The 24,853-nt window shown below is 67.8% G+C and carries 29 protein-coding genes; 21 read left to right on the plus strand and 8 right to left on the minus strand.

The window, feature by feature from the left end:
• Window positions 1-2 precede the first annotated feature (2 nt).
• Window positions 3-1,376, plus strand: coding sequence for a replicative DNA helicase (locus MLE64_RS01155; protein ID WP_243314899.1), 1,374 nt, complete (start codon window positions 3-5; stop codon window positions 1,374-1,376).
• 248 nt (window positions 1,377-1,624) lie between these two features.
• Here MLE64_RS01155 and MLE64_RS01160 read toward each other — a convergent pair whose 3' ends face one another.
• Both MLE64_RS01160 and gatA read right to left on the minus strand, forming a co-directional pair.
• Window positions 1,625-2,974, minus strand: a complete 1,350-nt coding sequence (locus tag MLE64_RS01160; protein WP_243314901.1) for a dihydrolipoamide acetyltransferase family protein — start codon at window positions 2,972-2,974, stop codon at window positions 1,625-1,627.
• A 9-nt stretch (window positions 2,975-2,983) separates the two neighbouring features.
• A complete protein-coding gene (gene gatA / locus MLE64_RS01165) occupies window positions 2,984-4,444 on the minus strand; it encodes an Asp-tRNA(Asn)/Glu-tRNA(Gln) amidotransferase subunit GatA (protein WP_243314903.1) in 1,461 nt (486 codons plus the stop codon).
• 212 nt (window positions 4,445-4,656) lie between these two features.
• On the opposite strand from gatA, the gene MLE64_RS01170 reads away from it, so the two are divergent.
• The 7 genes from MLE64_RS01170 to MLE64_RS01200 all read left to right on the plus strand — a co-directional run bounded on the left by MLE64_RS01170 (window position 4,657) and on the right by MLE64_RS01200 (window position 11,029).
• The gene (locus tag MLE64_RS01170) at window positions 4,657-5,394 is read left to right on the plus strand and encodes a J domain-containing protein (RefSeq protein WP_243314906.1); all 738 of its coding nucleotides are present in this window, start codon (window positions 4,657-4,659) and stop codon (window positions 5,392-5,394) included.
• A 2-nt stretch (window positions 5,395-5,396) separates the two neighbouring features.
• A complete protein-coding gene (locus tag MLE64_RS01175) occupies window positions 5,397-6,164 on the plus strand; it encodes a Stp1/IreP family PP2C-type Ser/Thr phosphatase (protein ID WP_243314914.1) in 768 nt (255 codons plus the stop codon).
• 79 nt (window positions 6,165-6,243) lie between these two features.
• Window positions 6,244-7,326 carry a type IV pilus assembly protein PilM gene (pilM, locus tag MLE64_RS01180; RefSeq protein WP_341482248.1) on the plus strand — a complete coding sequence of 361 codons (1,083 nt, stop codon included), beginning with the start codon at window positions 6,244-6,246 and terminating at the stop codon, window positions 7,324-7,326.
• The gene (locus MLE64_RS01185) at window positions 7,323-7,922 is read left to right on the plus strand and encodes a PilN domain-containing protein (protein WP_243314919.1); all 600 of its coding nucleotides are present in this window, start codon (window positions 7,323-7,325) and stop codon (window positions 7,920-7,922) included. The genes pilM and MLE64_RS01185 overlap by 4 nt, the downstream gene beginning before the upstream one ends.
• A gap of 8 nt (window positions 7,923-7,930) precedes the next feature.
• A complete protein-coding gene (locus MLE64_RS01190) occupies window positions 7,931-8,542 on the plus strand; it encodes a type IV pilus inner membrane component PilO (protein WP_243314920.1) in 612 nt (203 codons plus the stop codon).
• 10 nt (window positions 8,543-8,552) lie between these two features.
• The gene (locus MLE64_RS01195) at window positions 8,553-9,014 is read left to right on the plus strand and encodes a pilus assembly protein PilP (protein WP_243314921.1); all 462 of its coding nucleotides are present in this window, start codon (window positions 8,553-8,555) and stop codon (window positions 9,012-9,014) included.
• On the plus strand, window positions 9,011-11,029 hold the full coding sequence (locus tag MLE64_RS01200) for a type IV pilus secretin family protein (RefSeq protein ID WP_243314923.1): 2,019 nt from the start codon (window positions 9,011-9,013) through the stop codon (window positions 11,027-11,029). Before MLE64_RS01195 ends, MLE64_RS01200 begins: the two co-directional genes overlap by 4 nt.
• 62 nt (window positions 11,030-11,091) lie before the next feature.
• On the opposite strand, the gene MLE64_RS01205 is transcribed toward MLE64_RS01200, so the two are convergent.
• Genes MLE64_RS01205 through MLE64_RS01220 form a run of 4 tightly spaced genes read right to left on the minus strand, consistent with a single transcriptional unit; the run spans window position 11,092 to window position 13,356 of the window.
• Entirely contained in the window at window positions 11,092-11,292 is a 201-nt protein-coding gene (locus MLE64_RS01205; RefSeq protein WP_243293399.1) for a hypothetical protein, read from the minus strand.
• A 26-nt stretch (window positions 11,293-11,318) separates the two neighbouring features.
• Window positions 11,319-11,471, minus strand: coding sequence for a hypothetical protein (locus MLE64_RS01210; protein ID WP_243314925.1), 153 nt, complete (start codon window positions 11,469-11,471; stop codon window positions 11,319-11,321).
• A complete protein-coding gene (locus MLE64_RS01215) occupies window positions 11,468-12,337 on the minus strand; it encodes a 3-hydroxyacyl-CoA dehydrogenase family protein (protein ID WP_243314927.1) in 870 nt (289 codons plus the stop codon). The genes MLE64_RS01210 and MLE64_RS01215 overlap by 4 nt, the downstream gene beginning before the upstream one ends.
• Complete coding sequence (locus MLE64_RS01220; RefSeq protein ID WP_243314928.1) at window positions 12,334-13,356, minus strand: NAD(P)-binding domain-containing protein; 1,023 nt, start codon at window positions 13,354-13,356, stop codon at window positions 12,334-12,336. The genes MLE64_RS01215 and MLE64_RS01220 overlap by 4 nt, the downstream gene beginning before the upstream one ends.
• 87 nt (window positions 13,357-13,443) lie before the next feature.
• Here MLE64_RS01220 and MLE64_RS01225 point away from each other — a divergent pair, with 87 nt between their 5' ends.
• The 8 genes from MLE64_RS01225 (at window position 13,444) to MLE64_RS01260 (ending at window position 18,995) form a co-directional block, all read left to right on the plus strand.
• Complete coding sequence (locus MLE64_RS01225; RefSeq protein WP_243314930.1) at window positions 13,444-14,364, plus strand: PP2C family protein-serine/threonine phosphatase; 921 nt, start codon at window positions 13,444-13,446, stop codon at window positions 14,362-14,364.
• Window positions 14,365-14,381: 17 nt separating this feature from the next.
• On the plus strand, window positions 14,382-14,972 hold the full coding sequence (gene rdgC, locus MLE64_RS01230) for a recombination-associated protein RdgC (RefSeq protein ID WP_243314945.1): 591 nt from the start codon (window positions 14,382-14,384) through the stop codon (window positions 14,970-14,972).
• Window positions 14,973-15,521 carry a hypothetical protein gene (locus MLE64_RS01235; protein ID WP_243293405.1) on the plus strand — a complete coding sequence of 183 codons (549 nt, stop codon included), beginning with the start codon at window positions 14,973-14,975 and terminating at the stop codon, window positions 15,519-15,521.
• Window positions 15,518-17,224: an N-acetylmuramoyl-L-alanine amidase family protein gene (locus MLE64_RS15925; protein WP_243314947.1), complete on the plus strand. Its 1,707-nt coding sequence runs from the start codon at window positions 15,518-15,520 to the stop codon at window positions 17,222-17,224. Before MLE64_RS01235 ends, MLE64_RS15925 begins: the two co-directional genes overlap by 4 nt.
• Before the next feature lie 73 nt (window positions 17,225-17,297).
• Window positions 17,298-17,723 (plus strand): hypothetical protein, encoded by a 426-nt coding sequence (locus tag MLE64_RS01245; RefSeq protein ID WP_243314949.1) that lies wholly within the window; start codon window positions 17,298-17,300, stop codon window positions 17,721-17,723.
• Window positions 17,724-17,798: 75 nt separating this feature from the next.
• On the plus strand, window positions 17,799-18,296 hold the full coding sequence (purE, locus tag MLE64_RS01250) for a 5-(carboxyamino)imidazole ribonucleotide mutase (protein ID WP_243314952.1): 498 nt from the start codon (window positions 17,799-17,801) through the stop codon (window positions 18,294-18,296).
• A gap of 1 nt (window position 18,297) precedes the next feature.
• Window positions 18,298-18,783 carry a MogA/MoaB family molybdenum cofactor biosynthesis protein gene (locus tag MLE64_RS01255; RefSeq protein ID WP_243314955.1) on the plus strand — a complete coding sequence of 162 codons (486 nt, stop codon included), beginning with the start codon at window positions 18,298-18,300 and terminating at the stop codon, window positions 18,781-18,783.
• On the plus strand, window positions 18,780-18,995 hold the full coding sequence (locus MLE64_RS01260) for a hypothetical protein (RefSeq protein WP_243314958.1): 216 nt from the start codon (window positions 18,780-18,782) through the stop codon (window positions 18,993-18,995). The genes MLE64_RS01255 and MLE64_RS01260 overlap by 4 nt, the downstream gene beginning before the upstream one ends.
• Here the strand turns inward: MLE64_RS01260 and MLE64_RS01265 are convergent, their stop codons facing one another.
• Entirely contained in the window at window positions 18,996-19,736 is a 741-nt protein-coding gene (locus MLE64_RS01265) for a hypothetical protein (protein ID WP_243316793.1), read from the minus strand. It lies immediately after the preceding gene.
• A gap of 48 nt (window positions 19,737-19,784) precedes the next feature.
• On the opposite strand from MLE64_RS01265, the gene MLE64_RS01270 reads away from it, so the two are divergent.
• The 5 genes from MLE64_RS01270 to MLE64_RS01290 all read left to right on the plus strand — a co-directional run bounded on the left by MLE64_RS01270 (window position 19,785) and on the right by MLE64_RS01290 (window position 23,908).
• Window positions 19,785-20,297, plus strand: a complete 513-nt coding sequence (locus MLE64_RS01270) for a YqgE/AlgH family protein (protein ID WP_243314961.1) — start codon at window positions 19,785-19,787, stop codon at window positions 20,295-20,297.
• 157 nt (window positions 20,298-20,454) lie between these two features.
• Window positions 20,455-21,777, plus strand: coding sequence for an ammonium transporter (locus MLE64_RS01275; RefSeq protein ID WP_243314962.1), 1,323 nt, complete (start codon window positions 20,455-20,457; stop codon window positions 21,775-21,777).
• Window positions 21,778-21,786: 9 nt separating this feature from the next.
• Window positions 21,787-22,128 (plus strand): P-II family nitrogen regulator, encoded by a 342-nt coding sequence (locus MLE64_RS01280; protein WP_243288214.1) that lies wholly within the window; start codon window positions 21,787-21,789, stop codon window positions 22,126-22,128.
• A 29-nt stretch (window positions 22,129-22,157) separates the two neighbouring features.
• Entirely contained in the window at window positions 22,158-23,567 is a 1,410-nt protein-coding gene (locus MLE64_RS01285; protein WP_243314964.1) for a cryptochrome/photolyase family protein, read from the plus strand.
• A 59-nt stretch (window positions 23,568-23,626) separates the two neighbouring features.
• Window positions 23,627-23,908 (plus strand): 2Fe-2S iron-sulfur cluster-binding protein, encoded by a 282-nt coding sequence (locus MLE64_RS01290; protein WP_243314966.1) that lies wholly within the window; start codon window positions 23,627-23,629, stop codon window positions 23,906-23,908.
• A 310-nt stretch (window positions 23,909-24,218) separates the two neighbouring features.
• Here the strand turns inward: MLE64_RS01290 and recR are convergent, their stop codons facing one another.
• Window positions 24,219-24,818: a recombination mediator RecR gene (recR, locus tag MLE64_RS01295; protein ID WP_243293417.1), complete on the minus strand. Its 600-nt coding sequence runs from the start codon at window positions 24,816-24,818 to the stop codon at window positions 24,219-24,221.
• Window positions 24,819-24,853: the final 35 nt, after the last annotated feature.

Consider the following 24,853-nt stretch of genomic DNA (forward strand, 5'->3'; position numbering starts at 1 on the left):
TGATGGCGGATTGGCTTCCGGAACGCCTTCCGGAGGATATCGATGCGGAACGGTCCTTCCTGGCCACCTGCTGCGCCCCGGGCGCGGGCTTCGTGGCCAGCGAGGCCGTCTTCGCCCTGGCCGAGGAGGACTTCGTCCACCCGGCCCACCGGGCCGTGTTCCGGGCCCTTCGCACCCTCATCGAGGCCCAGGTGGAGGTTAACTCCCTCACCCTGAAGGACGCCCTGGATCAGGACGATAGCCTGAACAAGGTGGGCGGCTACCCCGGCCTGGTGGAACTGCTGGCGGGCGAGGATGTGGAGCGTCCCCAGGTGCTGGCGGACCTCATCCGGCGGAAGGCCAAGCTGCGCCGCCTCGTGCATCTGGGGGCCCAGTTGGTGCGCCAGGCCGCCGAAGAAGACGAGCCTCCCGAAGTGCTGGTGGATCAGACCGCCCAGAGCCTCTTCCACCTGGCGCAGGGCGATGCCAAGGCCCGGGGTCTGCTTTCCATCCAATCGGTGGCGGACGATGCCATGGAGCGCCTGCACGAGCGGCTGGAGGGCCGGCTGTCCCCCGGCGTGCGGGTCGGGTTCCAGCGGTTCGATGAGCTGACCCAGGGCTTCCAGCCGGGGAATCTCATCGTGCTGGCGGCCCGGCCTGGCATCGGCAAGACGGCCCTGGCCCTGAACTGGGTCCTGCGCGCGGCCCAGGAGCGGGATGGCCGCCCGGGCCATTGCGGCGCCTTCTTCAGCCTGGAAATGAGTCACGAAGAGGTCTTCCTGCGCCTGCTCGCTGCGCAGAGCCAGACCAACATGAAGGACCTCCAGTCCGGGCGCGCCACCGGACGGCTGGATCATGTGATGCGGTCCCGGGACGAGCTGGTGCAGATGCCGCTGCTCATCTGCGACCAGGCTTCGATCACGGTGCCCCAGATCCAGAACATGATCGTGAAGCAGGGCAGCCAGAGCAATCGGCGGGTGGAGTTCGTCCTCATCGACTACCTGCAGTTGCTCAGCAGCCCCGAGAACAGCCGCGGGGCCAAGCAGAACGAGGCCGTCCGCATCGGCGAGATCAGCCGCGGCCTCAAGCTCATGGCTAAGGATTTCGGTATTCCCGTGGTGGTGCTCTCCCAGCTGAACCGCGAAGTGGAGCACCGCCAGGGCGGACGCCCGCAGCTCAGCGACCTCCGTGATTCCGGCGCCATTGAGCAGGACGCCGACATGGTGGCCTTCATCCACCGGAAGATGATGCCCAGCGCCAACGAAGAACCCGACAACAGCGCCGAGCTCATCGTGGCCAAGCACCGCAACGGCCCCACCGCCATCATTCAGCTGCACTTCCAGGGCGAGTACGCGATGTATAGGGAGATGATCAGAGAGACGTCCTCCTACGCATGAAAAGGGCGGCCAACGGGCCGCCCTTTTCATGCGCGGGTGGACCGCTACTCCAGTCCGAAGGTGGAGTTCTCCAGCTCCTTTTTGACGAAGGCCATGAACAGGTTTCCCATGACGCCGTCGAAGGGGGGCCCCCCTCCGTGAGGCCGGAGGCCGAAAGGGAGCGGGCCCCAGCGGGGCCCGCGATCGGGGGCAGCCAACAGCGGCGTGCGCGCCAGCGAAGCGCGCGCTCAGCCGCGGAGGAGCATCGACTACTCCAACCCGAACGTGGAGTTCTCCAACTCCTTTTTGACGAAGGCCATGAAGAGGTCTCCCATGGCGCCGTCGATGATCCGGTGGTCGAAACCGAGGCTGCTGAACATCACCTGGCGGATGGCGATGAAGTCGGTGCCGTCGGGGCCGGTGATGACGACGGGGCGCTTCACGATGGCGCCCACACCCTGGATGGCCACCTGGGGCTGGTTGATGACGGGCAGGCCGAAGGTGTCGCCGTAGACGCCGGGGTTGGTGATGGTGAAGGTGCCGCCGCTGATCTCGTCGGGCTTGAGCTGCTTGGAACGGGCGCGCTCGGCCAGGTCGTTCAGGCTGCGGGCGAGGCCACCCAGGTTCATCATGTCGGCGTTCTTCACCACGGGCACGATGAGGCCCCAGTCCAGGCTCACGGCGATGCCGAGGTTGATGTCCTGCTTGTAGACGATGTTGTCGCCATCCACGGAGGCGTTGACGATGGGATAGGCGCGGAGGGCCTTGCAGGCCGCCATCATCACGAAGGGCATGAAGCTCAGCTTGGTGCCGAACTGGGCCTCGAAGGCCTTCTTGTGCTTGTTGCGCAGCTGGGCCACGTGGGTCATGTCGATCTCGAAGACCGTGTAGACGTGGGCCGAGGTGCGGCGGCTGGCCACCATGTTGTCCGCGATGATCTTCCGCATGCGGCTCATGGGCTCCACCTTCACCCGCTCGCCCGGGGCGAAGGCGGGCATGGCGGGGGCAGGGGCGATGGACATGCTGGGCGCCAGGCCCATGGTCGGCGCCGAAGGATCGTGCACCGCGGGCAGGGCCGGCGCGATGGATGGCGCGATGGAGAGGGCAGGGGCGGCGGTGGTGGCTGCCGGGCCCTTGGCCAGGTAGGCCTCCAGGTCCTCCTTGGTGACGCGGCCGGCCTGGCCGCTTCCGGAGACCTTGGCGAGGTCGATGCCGTGCTGCTTGGCCATCTCGCGGACGAGGGGGCTGCTCTTGGTGCGCAGGCGTCCTTCCAGGCTGTTGTCATCCTCCTCGGCCAGCGGGGCGGGGGGGGCGGCGACAGGGGTATGAGCCGCGGCGGGGGTGGCCGCGGCGGGCGCGGTTGCACCCGAGGGCTTCTCCGAGGCATCGCCAATGCGGGCCACCACGGTGCCGACCGGAACGGTGGCGTTGACTTCCACGAGAATCTCCAGCAGCGTGCCGGCGGCGGGGGCGGGAATCTCCGCGTCCACTTTGTCGGTGCTGATCTCGTAGAGGGTCTCGTCCTTGGCGATCACGTCGCCGGCCTTTTTGTGCCACTTCAGCACAGTGGCTTCCGCAATGCTCTCGCCCATCTGGGGCATGACGACATCAAAGGCCATGGTTCGCTCCTATGCGGACAGGGTCGGGGTTTCGAGGTGGTGGCGGGTCAGGGACTGGAAGGCGTGGGCCGCCTCCAGCAGGCGGACATCCGAAAGGGCCGGCCCAATGAGTTGGATGCCGGCCGGAAGGCCGCCGGAGAGGCCCGCCGGCATGGACAGGCAGGGGAGTCCCGCCAGGGCGGTGGGTACGGTGAAGACATCGGCCAGATACATGGACATGGGGTCGTCCGTCTTGGCGCCGAAGGGGAAAGCGGTGCCCGGGCTGACGGGGGAGGCCAGGATATCGGCCTTGGCGAAGGCGGCATGGAAATCGGCGGTAATGAGGGCCCTCGCCTTGAGGGCCTTCATATAGAAGGCGTCATAATAACCCTTCGATAGGCAGAAGGTCCCCAGGAGGATCCGGCGCTTGACCTCATCGCCCAGGCCCGCGTCCCGGGTTCGGGCGATCATCCCCGGCAGGCCGCCTTCGGGTGAAGGCTCCCGGAGGCCGTACCGCACGCCATCGAAACGGCTGAGGTTGCTGGAGACCTCGCTGGTGCAGAGCAGGTAGTACGTATCGATGGCGTAGCGGGTATGGGGGAGGTCCACCTCCACCAGCTTCGCGCCCTGGCTTTCGAAGACCCGGAGGGCGGCGTCGAGGAGAGCCCGGATGCCGGGTTCCAGGCCGTCGGCGAAGTACTCCTTCGGAAGGCCGATGCAGAGGCCTTTCAGGTCCAGGGGGTGGAGGCGCGCCAGACGCTCCACGCCCGGCAGGTCCATTGATGTGCTGTCCAGGGGATCGGCGCCGGCCATGACGCTGAAGGCCAACGCCAGGTCCGCGGCGGTGGCGGCGATGGGTCCCACCTGATCCAGACTGGAAGCCATGGCCGTGAGCCCGTAGCGGCTGAGGGCGCCGTAGGTGGGTCGCAGGGCCGTCGCGTTGCAGAAGCTGGCGGGCAGGCGCACCGAGCCCCCCGTGTCGCTGCCCAGGGCCAGGGGCGCGTAGCCGGCGGCCACGGCCACGACGGAACCGCTGCTGCTGCCGCCGGGCACCCGGGAGGTGTCCCAGGGATTCCGGGCGGGGGCGAAGGCGCTGTACTCGCCGCTGGAGCCCATGGCGAACTCATCCAGGTTGGCCTTGGCGATGGGAACCGCCCCCGCCTGGATCAATCGGCGAACCACGGTGGCGTCGTAGGGGGCGACGTAGCCTTCGAGCACCCGGGAGCCGCACGTCATGGGAAGCCCGGACCAGTGGAGGTTGTCCTTGAGGACGACAGGCATGCCGAGCACCGGGGTCCGCTCGCCAGCCCGCAGACGCCGGTCGGCGTCCCGGGCCAGTTCGAGGCTGCGCGGCTCATCGACGGCCAGGATGGCGTGGAGGGTGCCGTCCAGGTTTCGGATGCGGTCGAAGGCGGCAAGCACCAGGCTCTCGGAGGACAGGTCGCCGGCATCCAGGCCTCCACGCCAGTCCATTGCCTTGCCCAACGCCATGCGCGCTCCCGTGGAACCTTCTACTGTGCCATCACGCTGGCGCTTCTTCCAGTCTGGACGGGCCTGGCCACCACCGCCTCCTGGTGAGATTCCGCCATGTTTCGTGGTCCAAAAGCCTGCACGCGGGATGGAAATAGGCTACCATCCTCTGCTCAAGCCCTGTTCTTCCATCCCCATGCGATGCGCTGGCGCAGGGTGCCCTGTGGACCCCCATGAATCCTTTCGATGTGCTGGAAATCCCTTCCGATGCCTCTCCTGAGGACATCAAGGCCGCGTACCACCGGCTGGCCAAGCAGTGGCACCCGGACCGGTACACCGGCGCCGCAAAAGTGGAGGCCGAAGCGAGGTTCCGGGACCTGGCGGAGGCCTTCAGCATCCTGAAGGATCCAGGGAAACGCCTCGCCGTGATGCAGCAGCTGCCAAAAACCCCGGTGGCGGCCTCTACGCCGCCCGGAAAGGAAAAGGATGCCGAGGCCGCGCCGGAGCGCACCGCCGAGGACTGGGCGGCGCTGGCCAAGGAGGCTTTTGATGCGGGCCGGGTGGACCAGGCGCAGGCCCTCATCCAGTACGCGATCCGGATGGACGGCAAGAAACCGCAGTACCACGCATTGCTGGCCACGATCCTGGAGCAGAGCGGCGGCGATCTCCGCATGGTGGTGAAGGCGCTGGAGGCAGCGGTCCGGTTGGCCCCGCGGGATGTGGACAGCCACCTACGCCTGGCCACCCACTTCCGGACGCTGGGGATGGTGGCCCGTGCGCAGCGTCACCTCGAGACCGCCCGCGAGATCGCCCCCAACCATCCGAAACTTCGGCAGACCGCCCCCAGGGGCGGGAAGGGGGCTGCTGGGGCCGCGGGCCAGAAGGGGAAGGTCCAGACCACCCCGGCCGGCCAGCCGGGTCTCGTGGATCAACTGAAGGACCTCTGGGGCCGATTGACGGGAAAGGGTTGACCATGAGGATCCACGCCGCGGGCAAGACCGATGTCGGTTGTGTCCGGAAGCACAACGAGGACAGCTACCTGGCCGATGCGGACCTGGGGCTTTTCGTCGTGGCGGACGGGCTCGGCGGACACGCGGCCGGTGAGGTGGCCAGCCAGATTGTCGTGGACACCGTGGCCAAGTTCGTGGGTGATACCCGGGAGAAGGACCGCACCTGGCCCATGGAGTACGACCCCAACCTCTCCTACGACGGGAACCGGCTCAGGGCGGCGCTGCTTCTGTCGGATCGCGCGATCGCTGAGGATATCCGCCGCAATCCCGAGCGGGAGACCATGGGTTCCACCGTGGTGGCCGGTCTGCTTCACAACTCGCAGGTGACCCTGGCCCATGTGGGGGACAGCCGGGCCTACCTGCTGGGCCCCGATGGCATCCGGCAGGTGACGCGGGACCACAGCTGGGTGGCCGAGCAGGTGGCGAGCGGCATCCTGACGCCTTCCGAAGCCCGGGTTCACCCCTTCCGGAACGTCATCACGCAGGCGCTGGGCAATGGGGGGGACCTGGATATTGAAGTCCAGAACCTGGAGCTGGGCAAAACGGAGCGACTTTTGCTTTGCTCTGATGGCCTGTCAGGAATGATCGGCGATAGACAGATCTGGGACATCGTGACGCAGTCCTCGAACCTTCAAGAGGCTGTGGAATCACTTGTTCTGGCTGCCCGAGAGCAGGGTGGCGAGGACAATATCACCGCCATCCTGGTCGGTCTTGGCCCTGAATTGACCTGACGCAAAAATAGTTAACCTTGACCTAATCCATTCCAGCGCTACCATCTCCAATACCTTTATTCTCCAAGTGAGGCATCCGGTGGGTCTCTTCGGAAGCAAACCCAAAAGTCTTGTTGGCTTGGATATCGGATCCAGCTCGGTGAAAGTCTGTGAGCTCCAGCAGATTGGAAAGGGTGGCCAGTCGCGCTACCGCCTCCAGAAGCTGGGCCGGGTCGCCCTGCCCCCCGATGCCATCGTGGACGGCGACATCATGGATAGTAATGCCGTGGCCTCCGCTATCCGTCAGGTCATGGCGGAACAGAAAATCAAAGCCAAGGATGTGGCCATCTCCGTGTCAGGTCAGCAGGTGATGGTCAAAAAAGTGACATTCCCGCTCATGAGCCAGGCGGAATTGGCGGAATCCGTCCGCTGGGAAGCCGAGAGCTTCTTCCCGGCTGGACAGGGTTTGGATTCCTACGCCCTGGATTACTACCTCATCGAGGAGCGGGCCGCGGACGGCAACATGGATGTGGTGCTGGTGGCCTGCCGCAAGGACAAGCTGGAGGCCTACGTCAGCTGCGTGTCCCAGGCGGGGTACAGCCCCAAAGTGGTGGACGTAGACGTGTTCGCCATCCAGAACGCCTACGAAGCCAACACCATGGGAGGCGGGCGCGACGAAGTCGTCGCCCTGGTCAACCTAGGCGCCACCTTCACCAACCTCACCATGATGGTGGGAGGCAAATCGGTGTTCTGGCGCGACATGGCCTGGGGCAGCAGCCGCTACTCCGAGAAGCTGATGGAGGACTGGGGCGTGACCCGGGAGGGCGCCGAGCAGTTGAAGCGGAACCAGGCCGCCGAAGGGCACCAACCGGACGAAGTCCAGCCATCGATCAATGCCGTGTCGGACGCCTTCGCGGATGAACTCAGCCGGACCCTCGATTTCTTCAAGAGCAGTTTCAAGGTGGACCGCCTCGATCGCGTGCTCGTCAGCGGGGGCGGCTCTATGATCCATGGACTGATGGATGTGCTGGGCGATCGGCTGCGGGTTTCCGTGGACCGCTTCAATCCCTTCCAGCTCGTTGAGATCGATGGTCGGACCGAGGATCCCATGACGGTTCGCGAGATCGGCGGCGGTGCCACCGTCGTGGTCGGGCTGGCCTTGCGCCAAGTGGGGGACCGATGATCAAGATCAACCTGCTGGGTGACGCTCTGGCTCAGGCCGGGGGAAAGAAGGGGGCCAGCAAGGCGGCCGCCGAACCCGTCCAGGTCTATACGGGTGAAGGCGGAAGCCGCTCGAGCCTGCCCATCGCCGGTGTGGTGGTGGGCCTGGCGATCGCGGCCTGCGGCGGCGTCTACTACGTCTGGCTGAACAGCCTCCTCACCAAGGCCGAGAAGCAGAAGGCCGACCTGGAGCGCGACAAGAAGCAGTACGAGCCTTACATCGCCCTGGAGAAGACCTTCCGCGAGAAGAAGGCTGCCCTCCAGAAGAAGGAAGAGGTGATGACCACCCTCAAGCGGCAGCAGTCGCTCCCGGTGCACCTCATGGAAGAGCTCGCCAACAGCCTGCCGGACGACGTGTGGTTCAAGAAGATCAGCCAGAAGGGGGCCCTCATCACCATCGAGGGCGAGGGCCGGAATTTCGAGGCCATCAATGCCTTCTACGGCAACCTCCAGTCCCGCACCCGCTGGTTCAAGAAGATCAACTATCCGAGCGCGAAGCGCGGGACCACCGGCTCCTTCGACTTCACGATCTCCTTCGAACTCCAGAACGCTGTCTGAGGTAGGCCATGAATCCCCAGCTTCAGAAACAGATCGGCGTCGGCGCGGTGGCGGGCATCGTCGTGGCCGGCTTGGTCTACTTCCTGCTCGGCGGGAAGCGGAGCGAGCTGGAAACGGTCCAGACCGAGGTGAAGACCCTCCAGGCAGAGGTGGACAAGGGACGTCTTCTCAAGGCCAGCTACGAGAAGTTGCGTGACGAGGTCGCCAAGCAGGACAAGCGCATCGAAGAGCTGATCAAGATCATGCCCTCCGAAGCTGACTACGGCGAGATCCCCTATCGCATCAAGAAGCTCGCGGATGACGCCGGCATCGACCAGGTCTCCTTCGCCCTCAAGCCCGAACGGAGAGACACCTACTACACGGAAAAGCCCGTGGAGTTCGAATTCCGGGTGGGATACCACACCTTCGGCCAGTTCACCTCGCTGGTTTCCGGCTACGACAAGATCATCAACGTCTCGAACATCGAGTTCACCCGCAAGGCTGACAAGGGCAGCGTCTATCCGGCCACGGTGAAGTGCACCGTCAGCGCCTTCATCTACAACCCTGAACCTGCCGCAGCTGCCCCCGCCAAGAAACCCGCCCCGGCGCCAGCTGCCAAGGGCCGGGCCAAGGAGGATTGAGGAACTCGCCATGATCCATCGACTCCTGCCTCTCCCCTTGCTTGCCGGCCTCGCGCTGGCCGCCCAGACCGGTCCGGTGGTCAAACCCGCCGAGGCCCCCGCAGCTGCGACGCCGGCCCCCGAAGCCCCCGCCCAGGACGTGGCCGTCATCAAGATCACGCCCTACAAGCCAACCATCCAGCGGGATCCCTTTTCCACTCCCCGGGATGATCGTCCCGTCGATGCGCTCGACCTCATCGACGATATCTCCGTCAAGGGCATGATCCGAAAAGACGGCAAGAATTTTGCCATCGTCTCCGACAGCCGCGGAACCGTCCGCTGGCTGCCAGTCGGCCACCGGTTCAAGGACGGCGAGATCGCCAGCATCACCGACAAGGCCGTGACGTTCCGTCAATGGGACGTGAACACCACAAACCGCTCTGTATTCCGCACCATCACGAAGACGTTCAAGCGTGAGGAGGGTAAACGATGAATGCTCGCCTGAGTTCCTTGCTGGTCGCAGGGGGCGTGGTCCTGGCGGGGATCCACACGGGGTCCCTCCACGCCTCGCCGACCGTGGAAACCACTGCCGCGAAGGCCGTCCTGGCCGGCGCAACCCTGGAACCCGCCGGCGCGGGGGCCAAGGTCCTGCTCCGGATCCCGGGCATGGCAGGGCAGCCCGCCATCCAGGTCCTGTCCAGTCCCCTCCGGGTGGTCCTGGATCTTCCGGGTGTCGAGCGGGGGACCGCCGTCACGAAGAAGGACCTGGCCCTTCTGACCCATCCGCTGGTCCAGAAGGCCCGTCTCGGCCAATTCTCGATGGCGCCTAAGCCGGTGACCCGACTGGTGCTCGAAGTGGCACCCGGCACCCAGGTGGTGGTGGGCAGCAACCCCGAGGGGGTCCAGCTGATGCTGAATCCCGGCGCGGGTCCCGTGCAGGCTCATCTCGAGGGCATCTACCGCCCTGAGGTTCTGCCGCTTCCGACGGCCATCAAGGCTTCGGCTCCTATGGTTGTCGCCTCCACCCCGGTGAATGCACCCACTCCGACATCCGCTGCCGCGTCCAAGCCCTTGGCCAGCCTCCCGGCCATGGGTGGTTCCTTCCAGCTTCTGCCCCAGCTGGCCGCTTCCACGGCCCTCCCGGTGGCGAGTCCCGAAGCCGTGCAGCTGCCCGAAGCCGAGAAGACCCAGGCTCCGGCCCACAACCGCTACGCAGGCCGCACCCTCGGTGAGACCACCACCAGGTACACCGGCGCCAAGATCACCATCGACCTCCAGAACACGGATATCCGGGACTTCCTCCGCATCCTCGCGGACACCGGCAAGCTGAACCTGGTGATGGACCCGGACGTGCAGGGCAACTACGGATTCAAGTTCAACGAGACTCCCTGGGACCAGGTCCTGGATGTGGTGCTCAAGAACGCCAGCCTGGGCAAGGAGATTCAGAACGGTGTCCTGCGCGTAGCCAGGATGGACAAGCTTCAGAAGGAAGAGGAAGAGCGCAAGCGGCTGGAGGAGACGAAGGCCCTTGCCGGCGAACTCCAAACCATCACCCGCCCTCTCTCCTACGCGAAGGTGAGCGATGTCCAGAGGATCCTCAAGGAGATGATGACCAAGCGCGGTTCGGCCATCCTGGATGACCGCACCAACACCCTCATCATCACGGACCTGCCTTCCCGCATTCCCGTCATCTCTGAACTGCTGGACACCCTGGATGTCCAGATCCAGCAGGTGCAGATCGAAGCCCGCGTGGTGGAAGCCAACAAGGATTGGCAGCGCCAGTTCGGCGTCAAATGGCCCCAAGCCGACAGTGGCAACGCCACCCTCGGGGGACCGTGGGTGGGCAGCCAGGCTCCTTTCTGGAATGGCATCCAGGGCTACACGCGCACGGCCTCGGGCCAGCACGCCTCCGTGGCGTGGTCTCCGGGCATGCCTGGCGTCACGTCCATCGCCGCTCCCGCGGGTGAGCTGTGGCTTTCCTTCCTCAGCAACCGTCTGAGCATCAATGCTGTCCTGCAAGGTCTGGAGTCGGACGGCACGGTCAAGATCGTGTCCTCTCCGAAGGTGGTGACCCAGAACAACAAGAAGGCCACCATCCTCAGCGGTGAGAAGATCCCCTATCCCACCCAGCAGGGCGGCGCGGCCGGCGGCGCGATCACCGTGGCCTTCGTGGACGCGAACCTGCAGCTCGATGTCACGCCCCAGATCACCAACGAGGGCACCATCATCATGGACATCAAGCTGGAGAAGGCTGAGGCCGATTTCAGCCGCACCGTGAACGGCACTCCCACCATCCTCCGCAAGGCCCTGGAAACCCAGATGCTCGTGCGGGATGGCGGCACCGCGGTGCTGGGTGGCGTCTACATCACGAACCACTCGACAGGCCGGGCCGGCGTTCCCTTCCTGTCGAAGATCCCGCTCCTGGGCTTCCTCTTCCGTCGGGACACCAAGGCCGAATCGAACAGCGAGCTGCTGATCTTCATCACGCCGCGGGTGCTGCGCCAGTAGTCCGGCGCCACCCAAAAGGAAACGGCCCCGAACGGGGCCGTTTCCTTTTGGGTAAGAAGAAACTACTTGGTGATGGGGAGGGTGCGGACGAGGCGCTTGCAGCTGTTGCAGAGGATGGTGAAGTTGTCCGCCTGCTCGAAGTGGTACTTGAACCCGGGATCCTCCGAGACCTTCTCCAGGCGGCCGAAGTGGTATTCGGCGATGCGCACGCTTTGGGGGGCGGTCAGATCGGCGCCGCAGTGGGTGCAGGAGATGGCGGCCATGCTTGCTCCTCGGGAAGGCTGGAGATTCAGGAATGGAACAGTTTCCAGAGCCCCCAGCTTAGCAGAGCCAGCGCGGCCAGGCCCACGAAGACCCGCAGCAGGACCTTGCCGATCCGATATGCGACGTAGATCACGAACAGGAGGACCAGGCCTCCGACCACGAGAATGGTGGGGCTCATCGGCGCCTCCCGTCTGGGTCCCAGCTGTAGAAACCCTTCCCCGCTTTCCGGCCGGTCTCTCCCCGGGCCACCAGCTGCCGAAGCAGGGCTGGCGGTTCGTAACGGGCGTCTCCGGAGCTCTGGAAGAGCCCCTCCGCGATCCGCAGACGCAGGTCCAGGCCGACGCGGTCCGATAGCTCCAGGGGCCCGGCGGGGTGGCCGTAGCCCAGGGTCATGAGCGCATCCAGGTCCTCCGCGGTGGCTACCTCGGCCTCCAGCAGCCGCATGGCCTCCAGCCCCTGGGCCAGAGCCATGCGGGCCGCGGCGAATCCGGGCTGGTCCCTCACGACCACCACCCGCTTGCGCAGGGCCAGGCCGAGGGTCCGGGCGCGGGCCAGCAGATCCGGCGTGGCCCCGGGAGGCACCGCGACTTCCGCCACCGCCATGCGGGGCACGGGCACGAAGAGATGGAAGCCCAGGAGGCGCCCGGGGATCCGCGCGGCTTCCGCCAGACCGGAGATGGGCAGAGCCGAGGTGCCGGACAGCAGCAGCAGGTTTGCGGCGCCCCAGCGGGCGGCTTCGGCCAGGGCCGGGGCTTTCACGGCGGGATCTTCGGGCAGGGCCTCCAGGAAGATGTTCACGTGCTCCATGGCCTTCGGTCCAAAAGGGGCCGCATGGATTCTGGTCCGGGCGTGCCCATGGGCCTCGGGCGACAAGGTGCCCTTCTCCAGGGCTGCCTTCCAGCGTCGTTCCACCTCTTGCAGTCCGTGGTGGGCATGCGCCAGATCCCGGCCCAGAAGCCGCACTTCCAGCCCGCACTCGGCCGCCCACTGGGCCGTGGACAGGCCGAGGGCGCCCGGCCCGAGGATGGCGAGGCAGTCCGTCAAAGCCGGGCCTCAGACCCCGGAATCCGGCATTCCAGGTGCCCCTGGCAGAGTCCCTCCCAGACCACGGCCCGACCCGTGTTGAAGGCCTTGACGATGGAACCTCTCCCGCCCGCCACCAGGTCGCCCGCCAGGAAGAGGCCGTGGACGGTGGAGTGGTACCGGTGGTCCACCTGGGGGTGCCTGCCGTCCAACTCGACTCCGGCCTGGCGCAGGAATCCCTCCGGCGTGGCGCCGCCCAGGGCGTAGACCACCCGGTTGAACCGGGCCGTCCGGCCGTCCTTGAAGAGGACCTCGACCCGCGAGGCCTCCCCGGTGTCCTTGAGCGAGGCGATGTCCGCGTTCCGCCAGACCGCAGCCTGGCGCGAGGCCTCCAGTTCCTGGAGGATCCGGCGGTTCACCTCGTTGGCCTTGTTGAACTCCGCCCCGCGGTAGGCCAGGGTCACGGAACGCCCCGCATAGAGGTATTCCACGTATTCCAGCGCCGTGTTGCCGCCTCCCACCACCAGCACGCGCTCCCCCTCGGGAACCGCCTCCGTGAGGTCGAAGCGGACATGGCCCTTGAGGCTGGCCGGAATGGGATAGTCCGGCTTGTTGGGCCGGCCGAACACGCCGATGGCGATGACCACGGTCTTTGCCCGGTAGAGGGTCCCTTGCGCATCCGCGGCCTCGAACCCGCCCCCCTCCAGCGGGGTGATGCGGCTGACTTCCGTGTGGCTGCGGATCTCCAGGCCGTACTGGCGCACGAAGTCGTCCAGGGTCGCCAGCACGGTCTCCCGGGTGCCGTCGACGATGCAGACCGCGCCCTCGCAATCCACGTCCTGGCCCAGGTAGACCTTGTCCACCCGTTTCCCGGGGGTGTAGAGCTTCTCGATGGAAAAGCTGTGGCTGGGCCCCTTTTCCAGCAGCAGCAGGCGCTGGATGCCCGCCCGGCGCGCCTCCACGGCGGTGGCGATGCCCGCGGGGCCCGCCCCGATGATCAACAAGTCCAGAAGATCCGTTCCCGTGGGGCCTTCAGCCATTAGATTCGCTCCTCCACCCGCTATGATGAACGGAAAGGGCCCTCCGTACCTCCCCGAACCCGCCGCTCGCCAGGGTTGTCATTCCTCATGCTCATCGATTTCGCCGCGATCACCCATCCGGGCAAAGTCCGGAGGAACAACGAAGATGCCTACCTGCTGAGCGCATTGGATGGCGAAGAGCCCATCATCAATGCGCCCGCCAACTCGTTGAAAGTGGGCGAGCCGGGCCTGCTGGTAGCTGTGGCCGACGGCATGGGCGGAGCCGCCGCCGGCGAGGTGGCCAGCCGCGAGGGGCTGGCGGCGATCTCCCTCTACCTGTTCGGGCATTGGGGGCGCCTTGCGCCGGGCCAGGGCCGCGAGGCGGACCTGGTCAAGGCCCTGGAGGCCGCGGTGCGGGAGGCCAGCGATGCCGTCCTGCGCTACTCCGATGACGACCGCACGGCCCGGGGCATGGGCTCCACGCTCACGGCCGCGGTCATCTGGGGCGGTTGCGCCTACGTGGCTCAGATCGGTGACTCCAGAGCCTATCTGCTGCGCCAAGGCGCCCTCCACCAGATCACGGAGGACCAGACCCTCGTGAACGACATGGTCGCCCAGGGCACCCTCACCCGGGAGCAGGCGCGCACCCATCCCCAGCGCAACATGATCACCCAGGCCCTGGGCTCGCCCCAGCCGCTGAAGGTGGCCCTCTCCCGGCTCACCCTGCGGCGGGGGGACCGGCTCCTCTGCTGCTCCGACGGGCTCCACGGCGAGGTGGGCGACGGCCACATCCGGACGGTGCTGGATCAGAGCCTCAGCCCCCGGCGCAGCCTGGAGCTGCTGGTGGAAGAGGCCATTGCGCGGGGTGGGCGGGACAACGTCACCGGCGTGGTCCTGGTCCTCAACGACCCCTCCCTTCCCCTGCCCGCGAGGGGAGAGCCCCTGGACCTGCTGCGCCCGGATGCCCGGGATCATGCCAGCGGTATCTGGGGCCGCCTGCGGGGACTTTTCGGAGGCGGCGCCTCATGAGCATGCTTCAAGGGACCGTGTCTCTCAAACGCTTCTTGGTGCTGGGTCCCGTGCCCGATCCCAAGGATCTCCAGGCGGGCCTGGAACAGGATCAATTCCGTCCCTTCCAGGATGGTTCTGAAGAGGAGCGCATCGGCTGGTGCGACTGGCGCAACCCGCTCATCACCCCGCCTGACGAGAACTGGGTCAGCCAGGAGCGCTTCGCGGTCTTCGGCCTCCGCATCGACACGCGCCGGGTCCCGGCCACGCTGCTGAAGGCCCATGTGGAGCTCCGCCTGCAGACCATCCAGAAGGAGAAGGACCTGGCCTTCATCGGCAAGGAGGCCCGCATCTCCCTGCAGGACGAGGTGAAGGCCGAGCTGCTGCGCAAGGTGCTGCCCACGCCCAAGGTGGTGGAGGTGGCCTGGGACCTGAAGGGCGGCATCCTCTGGACCACGGCCTCCTCCAGCAAGGCCCAGGGCGCGCTCACGAGCCTCTTCATCAAGTCCTTTGGGTGCGAGGTCCATCCCCTGGCGCCCCTGGTGCTGGCCGGACGGCTGTGCCCCGAACTGCCCGTGGAGGGCCTGATGGCCCTGGATCCGCTGGATCTCGAAGTCGAGGAGGCCTAGGTGAAGCCGCTTGAACTGATGGAGCAGGGCCGCTTTCTCGGCGAAGAGTTCCTGCTCTGGTTGTGGATGAAGAGCATGACCGAGGGCGGCGCCAGCGGCGAAGACGGCGACGGCTCCGGCTGCTTCGTGGACGACGCCATCCAGCTGGCCTCCGAGCGTGGCGAGGTGAAAGAGATCAGCCTCCGCAAGGGTAACCCCTCGGAAAGTCGCGAAGCCTTCGAAGCCCTGGGCCGGGGCATGCGCCCCGCGAAGATGAAGCTGCGCATCCTCTCCGGCGACCTGGAGTGGGTGTTCACACTCAACGCCGCCACGCTGGACATGGGCACGCTCAAGCTGCCGCCCAGCACCGGCAAGGCCCCCCACGAGCGGCTCCACGACCGGCTCTTCCTGCTGGAGGAAGGTGCTGGCCACCTGGAGCGCCGCCTGGCGATCTTCCTCCGCGCCCGCTCGGAGGATCCCGAGGGCCTCCAGGAATCCTTCCGCGCCTGGGTGCGGGCCGGACGCTCCGGCGAGGCGCTGCCCACGGGCGAGGCCCCGTGGGAGGCGTGAGCCTCCGCATACCGGCAGGCGTGAGCCTCCGCATGCCGGCAGGCCTGGGGGGCGCGGCGCTCCTGCTCCTGCCCGCGGTGATCGCCGTGGCGCAGGAGCCCGCGCCGGTGCTGGCGCAGGCCCGCACCCCCGAAGGGCGGGCCATCCTCCTCCGTCTTCAGTTCCGCAAGGGGCTGAGCGTCGAAGGGAAGGCCCTGCCGAAGGCCTTTCTGGCCAAGGGCGCGGACCCCACGGGCTGGGTGGCCTTCGAGGGGCTCAGCCCCCAGGGCAAGCGCTGGGCCCTGTCGGCGCTGTTCCCGGACGACCAGTGGCGGCAGGAGGAGGTGCGGCACACCGTCCGCCACCCCGAGGTGGAATCGGTCTGGACCCTGGCGGCCCTCTTCACCGGTCACGGCCAGAACTACGACCGGCTCATGGCCGAGAATCCCGACCTGCCGGAGAAGCTGCGGGAGGGCGACACTTGGCGCATCCCCCGCAACCTGTTGTCGGCGGACCTCGGCGGCGCGGGCCGGGGCCCCGACCGGTCCCAGCCCGAGGACGAACTGGACGACGAGGCCCGCGTGGCGGCCTATCGCGCGCTGCTCTCCTTCGGCGAGGACGCCCAGGGCAAGTACGCCGCCTACCGCATGCGCAAGGGCGAGGCGCTGTATTCGAGTGTGGTCATCCGCTACACGGACCGCGTGGATCCCAAGGGCGTGAACGAACTGGCGGACCTCATCGCCAAACGCAGCGGCATCGCCGACGTGCGCGGCATCCAGCCCGGCCAGCTCGTCAAGATTCCCGTGGCCTACCTGGCGGATCCCTTCCAGTCCGAAGGCAGCTCGGGTCTGGCGGAAGAACGCGAGGTCCGCGCCGAGGTGCGCCGCACGGCCCGCGTGGAGGCTGGTCCCAAGCTCAAGGGCGTGCGGATCATCCTGGACGCCGGCCACGGCGGCGTAGACCCCGGCGCCCGGGCAAACGGTCTGTGGGAATCGGACTTCGTCTACGACATCACCATGCGAGTGCGCCGGCTCCTGGAGCAGGAGACCGAGGCCCAGGTGAGCAGCACCATCCGCTACCCCGGCCTGGGTTTCAGGAGCCGCGAAACGATCCGCACGCCCAGCCGCGCCGCGGAGATCCTCACCAGCCCGCCCTTCGCCGTGGATGGCGAAAGCCCGTCTGCGGTGAGCGTCCACCTGCGCTGGGTGCTGGCCAACGACCTCTTCGCGGACTTCCGGAGGACCCGGGGCGATGCCCAGAAGACGCTCTTCCTCAGCTTCCACGCGGACAGCCTGCACCCTTCGGCGCGGGGATCGATGATCTACGTGCCCGGGGCCGCCCTGGTGCCTTCGACCTTCGCCCTGGGCGGCGCCAAGACCGGCCGCGTGGCCGAGGCGAGGCGTTCCAGCCACGTGGCCTTCACGGGCCGGGAGAAGCTTCAGGGCGAGGCCCGGTCCCGCCAGTTCTCGGAGGCCCTCCTGACGGCCCTCCAGAAGGACAGCATCCCCGTCCACGCCAACCGCCCCATCCGCAACGTTATCCACCGCGGCGGCGGCAAGTGGATCCCCGCCGTCATCCGCTACAGCACCGGCGCCACCAAGGCCCTCATCGAAGTGGCCAACCTCACCAACGAGGACGATGCCACCAACCTGCGCGACCCCGGCTTCCGCGAGCGCTACGCCGTGGCCGTAGTCAACGCGATCCGGGCGTACTACCGGAAGTAGGGAGCCGGTGGCTGCGCAAAGGTGCCCTTTGCGCAGGAGGGAAAAGACTCAGAATGGGGGCCGGAGGGATCGGATGCGGTGGCTGATGGTGGCATTCCTCCTGCTGGCCGGTCTTGGTTGTCGGAAGCCGGAGGCCGTGGCGGCGCCGCAGGCGCGGCTCATCGTGCGGTTCCTGGACCGCGACGCGGTGCTGGACCTCGCCGCGGTGCCGGCCGAAGGCTCCTGGCGCGTGATGAACGCCGGGCAGTGGGAGCCCCTGGAAGTGCGCTGGAAGCCCGGCGCCCAGGGCGCCGCCCCGCGCATCGGCGCTGCCGTGGTGGGCCGCACGGCCCCCGACTGGGTGCTGCTGGAGGATCCCGCCCAGGACACCCACCGTGTCGTCATGCGCGGCCCCGGCCCCGAGGAGCTCCGCGAGCGGAACCAGCGCATGGATGACGACGACCGCGAAGCCCTGGCCTTCCTGGGCATCCTCTGGGCGCTGGGGTGGTCGAGGTGGTAGGAGGCGCCCTCGGGCTCCGCTAGAATGGCCCTTCCCAAGGCGGCCCTCCTGGCCCCTGGTGATTGAGAGGCGACCATGACGACGACTCCCCTGGTGGGCATCCTGATGGGATCCAAGAACGACTGGGAGACCATGCAGCACACGGCGCTGACGCTCAAGGCGCTGGGGATCCCCTTCGAGGCCCATGTGGCCAGCGCGCACCGCACGCCGGAGAAGGTGGTCGAGTTCTGCAAGGGCGCCGAAGGCCGCGGCATGAAGGTGATCATCGCGGCGGCGGGCGGGGCAGCGCACCTGGCGGGCGTCTGCGCGAGCAAGACGCACCTGCCGGTGCTGGGCGTGCCCATGAAGGGCTGGGCCACGGAGGGCATGGACGCCTTGCTGTCCACGGCGCAGATGCCCGCGGGCATTCCGGTAGGTACTCTGGCCATCGGCAAGGCCGGCGCCATCAACGCCGCCCTGCTGGCCACCTCGATCCTGTCGCTTACGGATGCCGGCATCCGCGACCGCTACCTGGCCTATCGGAAGGCCCAGACCGAGAAGGCCTTGGCCGACGACGATCTCGTGATGCCCTGACATGGACCGCGTCCACCTCATCACCCTGTCGGACCGCGCTTCGCGCGGAGAGTACCAGGATCAGTCGACACCGATGTTGACTTCCTGGCTCCAGGGACAAGGGGTGAAGGCGGTGACATCCTCGCTGATGCCCGACGATCCTGCGGCCTTGGAGGCGGACCTCCGGGCCGCGGTCGCCGCGGGTGCGCCCCTGGTGCTGACCTGCGGGGGCACGGGCTTCGGGCCCCGGGACACCACGCCCGAGGCCACGCGCCGGGTGATGGAGCGCGAGGCACCGGGCATCTGCGAGCTGATCCGCGCCAAAGGCGGCCACCCCCTGGCCTTCGCCAGCCGCGCGGTCTGCGGCATCGCGGGGCGGACGGTGATCCTCAATCTCTCCGGCCGTCCCGCGGCGGCCCTGGAGCAGATCCAGCTGGCCTGGCCCCTGCTCCTGCACGCGGTGTCCGTGCTGCGGAAGGAAGGCCCGGCCGGAGGGCCCTGCACGTGAAGGTCTGGGCCCGCATCAACCACGTGGGCTGGGTGCACCTCTGGCGCACCCGCGAGGCTTTCGAGGAAGCCGAGCCCTCGGCCCACTTCCTCCACGGCAAGACGGACCCGCGCTGGGCGGAAGCCTCTCTCACCTCCGCGCAGCGACGGTCCCTGGAGGCCGGAGACCTGGTCGAGATCGAGGATCCGGGCTTCTTCAGCGACGAGGATTGATCAGGGCGCAGGCGTGGCCACCACGGCTTCCAGCCGGTGGTACAGCGCCAGCAGGGAGCAGCTGAGCCAGAGGTTCATGGCGCCGCCCAGCAGGTTGAAGACCCAGAAGGCCGGATGCTTCAGGCGGAGCAGGGCCCCGGGGCCCAGGTCGGGGTCCGTGGGCGGCAGCAGGCGATCCAGAGCCCAGCCCGCGACGATCTGGTAGAGCAGGGCCACCAGCAGCAGGGCGAGCACCGCCTGGACGACCCGGGGCCAATGCCGCGCCATGGCGGCTTGGCTCCAGCGCAGGGCGGCCGGCACGGAATCCCCGCGGAGCAGCATCCGCAGGGGCGCCCAGCCGAAGAGGGTGAGGATGAGGATGCCGGGCAGCAGGAAGCACAGCAGGCCCAGGCCGATGGCCACGCTCAGGCCGAGGCGGAGCAGGAAGGTGCGCAGCCAGCGGCCTTCGAAGGCGTCGTGCCAGCCGGCGCCGGGGTTGGCCGGATGGTCGCAGCGCTCCGCATCCAGTCGCGCGGTCAGCCTGGGGATGAAGTACATCTCCAACGGCAGCAGGCCGGCGAGGCCGAAGAGGGCCTGGACCGGCAGGCTGGGACCGGCGCCGGCCGCCAGTTCCAGGGCCGGCCCCAGCTGGGAGAGGCCCATGGCCAGCAGCGCCAGTCCCAGGCAGAGCAGGGGGTGGCGGCGGAGCAGGGCGAGGCCTTCGCCCAGGGCGCCGAGGTGGGATGGTGCAGGCGTGCGCATCCCTCCAGGCTATCCGGGCGCGCCCCGTGGGCTATCATTCTCGGCATCATGACGCCTGAAGCCCCCTGCCTCCTGGTGGCCAGTCCTTCTCTCCTGGACCCCAACTTCCTGCACACGGTGGTGCTGGTGGTGGAACACGACGAGGAGGGCGCGCTGGGGATCATCCTCAACCGGCCCCTGCCCCTCGCGCTGGCCCAGGTCGGCGAGGAGGACGGCCTGGCCTATGAAGGCTCCGAGGACGCCACCGCCTGGCGGGGCGGACCCGTGGATCCGCAGCGGGGCATCCTCCTGGTGCAGGGCGGCCTGCCGGCGGAGGAGGACACGGTGGTGGACCTCACCCATTTCGTGAGCCACCGCAAGGACCTGCTGGAGTCTCTGCTGGCGGATCCATCGGCGCGCTACCGCCTCTTCCTGGGCTACTCCGGGTGGAGCCCGGGGCAGCTCGATCACGAATTGGAGGTGGGCGCATGGACGCGGCGTCCGGTGGTCTCCGAATGGCTCATGCATCCGGATCCCACGGGGCTCTGGCAGGTGGCCCTGGCCAGCGGCGCCAACGGCTGAGCGGGGCGCTTCTCGCCGTGGTCCCCGGAGGGCCGGGTTATACGTGTATCAATTATTTTAATGATTGGCGCTCAATCCATTAAATGGATTGATTCAAAGGTAGACTTTCCATCTTCAATTTCACCGGCAGGCCCACCCCGCTTCCCCGGAGGAACCGATGACCTGGATGCGATCCCTTTGTTTCGCCGCCATCCTGGGCGCGGGGCTCCCCCTGGCTGCCACGGGGACCGCCCCGGTGAACGACACGGGAACCACAGCGTGGATGCTGACCTCCACCACCCTGGTGCTGCTGATGGTGCCCGGGCTGGCCATGTTCTACGGCGGGCTGGTCCGCACCAAGAACGTGCTGGGGACGATGATGCATTCGTTCTCGGCCATGGCCGTGGTGGGCGTGCTCTGGACGGTGGTGGGCTACGCGCTGAGCTTCGGCCCCAACGCCCTCGGCGGCCTGGTGGGCTGGAGCCGGGACCTGGTGCTCCTGCGCGGCATCGATCACACCATCCTGCCGGCCGGCGTTCCCGAGTACGCCTTCGCCATGTTCCAGGGCAAGTTCGCCATCATCACGCCGGCCCTGATCGCCGGAGCCGTGGCCGAGCGCATCTCCTTCCGGGGCTGGGTCTCCTTCATCACGCTCTGGGTGCTGTTCGTCTATTGCCCGCTCTGCCACTGGGTGTGGGCCTCGGACGGCTACTTCTTCAACCTCGGCGCCAAGGGGGCCATCGACTTCGCCGGCGGCACCGTGGTGCACATCTCCTCGGGCGTGGCCGGACTGGCCCTGGCCCTCTTCCTGGGGGCCCGCCACGGCTATCCCAAGACCGCCATGGCCCCGAACAACCTGACCTTCACCCTCATCGGCGCGGGGCTGCTGTGGGTGGGCTGGTTCGGCTTCAACGCGGGCTCGTCCATCGCTTCGAACCTGGAGACCGCCCGGGCGCTCACGGTCACCCAGGTGGCCGCGGCCGCGGGCGCCCTCACCTGGGTGCTCATCGAGATCATCCGCGAGGACAAGCCCACCAGCCTGGGCATGGCCTCGGGCATCCTGGCGGGTCTGGTGGTCATCACGCCGGCCGCGGGGGTGGTCCAGGTGGGCGGGGCCCTCGCCATGGGCGCCATCGCCTCCTGCACCTGCTACGGCATGATCATGCTGAAGAACCGCCTGGGCTACGACGACTCCCTGGACGCCTTCGGCATCCACGGCACCGGCGGCATCGTCGGGGCCCTGGGCCTCACTTTCTTCATCCGCGGCTCCTGGTGGGCCGAGGCTGCGGCCAGGCACCCCGGCTGGGGCCTGCTCTCCCAGTTGAAGGTCCAGGCCTTCGCGGTGGCTACCACCATTGTCTTCTCCGTGGCCATGACGCTGCTCATCGCCTGGCTGGTGGAGAAGGTGGTCGGTTTCCGCGTGGCCGAGGGCGTGGAGAAGACCGGCCTCGACCATGAGATCCACGGCGAGCGCGCCTACGGCTTGAACAACCTGAATTAGGAGGCTCTGATGAAGCTCATCACCGCCATCATCCCCGAGGAGAAGCTCGACGAGGTCCGCGAGGCCCTCATCGAGGCCGAGATCGAACGCATCACCGTCTCCCGCGTCAGCGGCCACGGCCGGCAGCAGGAGATCATGGTCCAGCGCGGCAAGAAGATCGTGCCCAACCTGATCCCCAAGGTCCAGATCACCATCGCCTGCAACGACGAGTTCGAGGACATCACCGTGGACACCATCATCCGCACGGCCCGCCATGGGGCGGGCGCGGTGGGCGACGGCAAGATCTTCGTCCAGGACCTGAAGGAGTGCATCCGCATCCGCACCGGCGAGCGGGGCGGCCAGGCCATCTGAATCCCTGGCTTCCGGGCTAGGCTTTCTGCATGCGCAGCATCGTCTGGTTCCGGGGCAAGGACCTCCGCGTGGCGGACCACGGGCCGCTCGCGTCGGCCGCCGCCGTAGGCGAGGTGATCCCGCTCTTCGTGCTGGATCCCTTCTTCTTCGCGCCGGAGCGGGCCCAGGGCCTGCCCCATCGCATGCAGTTCCTGCTGGCGTCGCTGGTGTCCCTGGAGGCCAACCTGGCGCACCTGGGATCGCGCCTGCTGGTGGTGCCGGGCCGCAGCGTGGAGGTGCTGCCCCGCCTGGCTGCGGCCTGGAAAGCGGACCAGGTGCTGGCCCACCGCTGGGTGGAGCCCTTCGCGCGGGAGCGCGACCGCCGGGTGGATGAGGCCCTGGCCCGCGCGGGCATCGCCTTCCGCCTGTTCGAAGGCGAAACGCTGCTGCCGCCAGGCTCGGTGCGGAACGGGCAGGGCGGCATGTTCCGAGTGTTCACGCCCTTCGCCCGGGCCTGCGGCGCGAAGCTGGACCTGGAACCGGCGCTGCCGGCCCCGCGGTCGCTCCCGCCGGTTCCCGGGGACATCCGGGCTGACACGGTGCCGATCCCTTCGCCGCAGGCCCTGGGGCTCGCACCCAATCCCCGCCTCCAGGCCGGCGGGGAGCGGGCGGCCCACCAGCGCCTGAAAGCCTTCCTGGAAGCGGCTCTGGCGGACTACGGGGTGGGCCGGGACCGCATGGACCTGCCCGGCACCTCTCGGCTCAGCGCCGATCTGAAGTTCGGCACCCTGTCCGTGCGTGCGCTCTGGCAGGCCGTGGCGGCAGCCGGAGCAGGGGAGTCCGGGCGCCGCTACCTCAACGAGCTGCTCTGGCGCGAGTTCAGCCACCACCTTCTGTGGGAGTGGCCGGAGGTGCTGGAGCGCCCTTTCCGTCCCGCGTTCGAGGGCTTTCCCTGGCGCGAGGACGAGGCCGCCTGGGAGGCCTGGACGGAGGGCCGCACGGGCTATCCGGTGGTGGACGCGGCGGCCCGGCAACTGAAGTCCGAAGGCTTCGTCCACAACCGTGCGCGAATGGTGGCCGCGAGCTTCCTCACGAAGCACCTGCTCCTCGACTACCGGCCCGGCGAGGCCCACTACCTTCGCTGGCTCACGGATGGCGACTGGGCCGCGAACAACGCGGGCTGGCAGTGGTGCGCCGGCTGCGGCTGCGACGCCCAGCCCTGGTTCCGCATCTTCAACCCCACCTCGCAGGGACTGAAGTTCGATCCGGAGGGCGCCTACGTCAGACGCTGGGTTCCGGAGCTGGCCGACTGCCCCACCGCCTTCATACATGAGCCCTGGAAGGCGCCGCAGGCAGTCCGCCAGCGCCTCGACTACCCCGAACCCATCGTGGACCACGCCTTCGCCCGGGAGCGGTTCCTGGCCACCGCGAAAGGGCATCTGGGGCCTGGGGCGCCCTGATAGAGTGGAGGCAGCGGTCCACCGCTATCCCTTCTGCTTTATTGACTTATGGGTATCCGATGCACACCATCCGATTCGACGGCAAGAAACCCGGCAGCGCCGAGTGCGAGCAGGAGACCGCCCTGCTGGCGGCCAGCACCCGGGCCGGCGTGCCCCTGAACCACCGCTGCGGCGGCCACGCTCGCTGCGGCACCTGCCTCGTCACCGTCGTCGAGGGTGCGGAGCACCTGAGCGAGAAGGGCACCGCCGAGACCCGCGTGCTCGAAGTCCTCAAGGCCGGCCCCGACCAGCGCCTCGCCTGCCAGGCCTGGGCCCGGGGCGATGTCTCCGTGAAGTACTGACCCGGATCGTTTTCGAAAAGCAGAACGCGAAGCGCGCCAAGACGCCCTCTGGGCGCGCGAAGAGCGCGAATGGGGCCTCGACCCATCCCGGACATCCCTTCGAGGGTGGCGGATTTGGGCGGCTTCGAGGGCCGCCTCGATCCGCCACCCTCGAATCAGGTCGCGCCGCACGCAACCTGAGGCCGAAGGCCTGGATGTCCTCCGCCGAGGCGATGGGCTATCTTCGCGCCCTTCGCCAGGATCGAAGCTCCTCTTGGCGCTCTTCGCGTTATTCCTTCGAAGGTTCTTTCTGTTCGTCAGGAAGGGAAGGCTACCCGACGGGTCGGCGACCCTCCATGGCGCGGTCCAGGGTGAGCTCGTCGGCGTATTCGAGGTCGCTGCCGATGGGCAGGCCCAGCCCGATGCGGGTGGTGCGCACGCCGATGGGCTCGAGGATGCGGGCCAGCCAGCTGGCGGTGGCCTCGCCGTCCACAGTGGGGTTGGTGGCCAGGATGATCTCCTGGATGGCGCCGTCCTCCAGGCGCTTGAGCAGCTCGCGCACGCGCAGCTGGTCGGGGCCCACGCCGCGCAGGGGCGAGATGAGGCCGCCCAGCACGTGGTAGCGGCCGCGGAAGTGGCCGCTGCGCTCGAAGCTCAACACGTTGGAGGCCTCAGCCACGATGACGAGGCTGGAGGGGTCCCGCCGCGGATCCAGGCAGATGGGGCAGGTGGGCTGGTCCGTGAAGGCGCCGCAGACCTGGCAGAAGCCCACCTTGTCAGCGGCCTGCTGGAGCTGATGGGCCAGGTGGGCCATGGCCTCGGGCCCCTCCTTCAGCAGGTGCAGGGCCATGCGCTGGGCGGACTTGGCGCCCACGCCCGGCAGCTTCTGGAGGCTCTCCACCACGGCCTCGAGGGGCGGCGGCAGCTTCACCGCGAACCCTCACAGTTCCGGCTGACAGCTGACAG

The organism is Geothrix paludis, from assembly GCF_022808815.1.
GTDB classification, from domain to species: Bacteria; Acidobacteriota; Holophagae; order Holophagales; family Holophagaceae; genus Geothrix; species Geothrix paludis.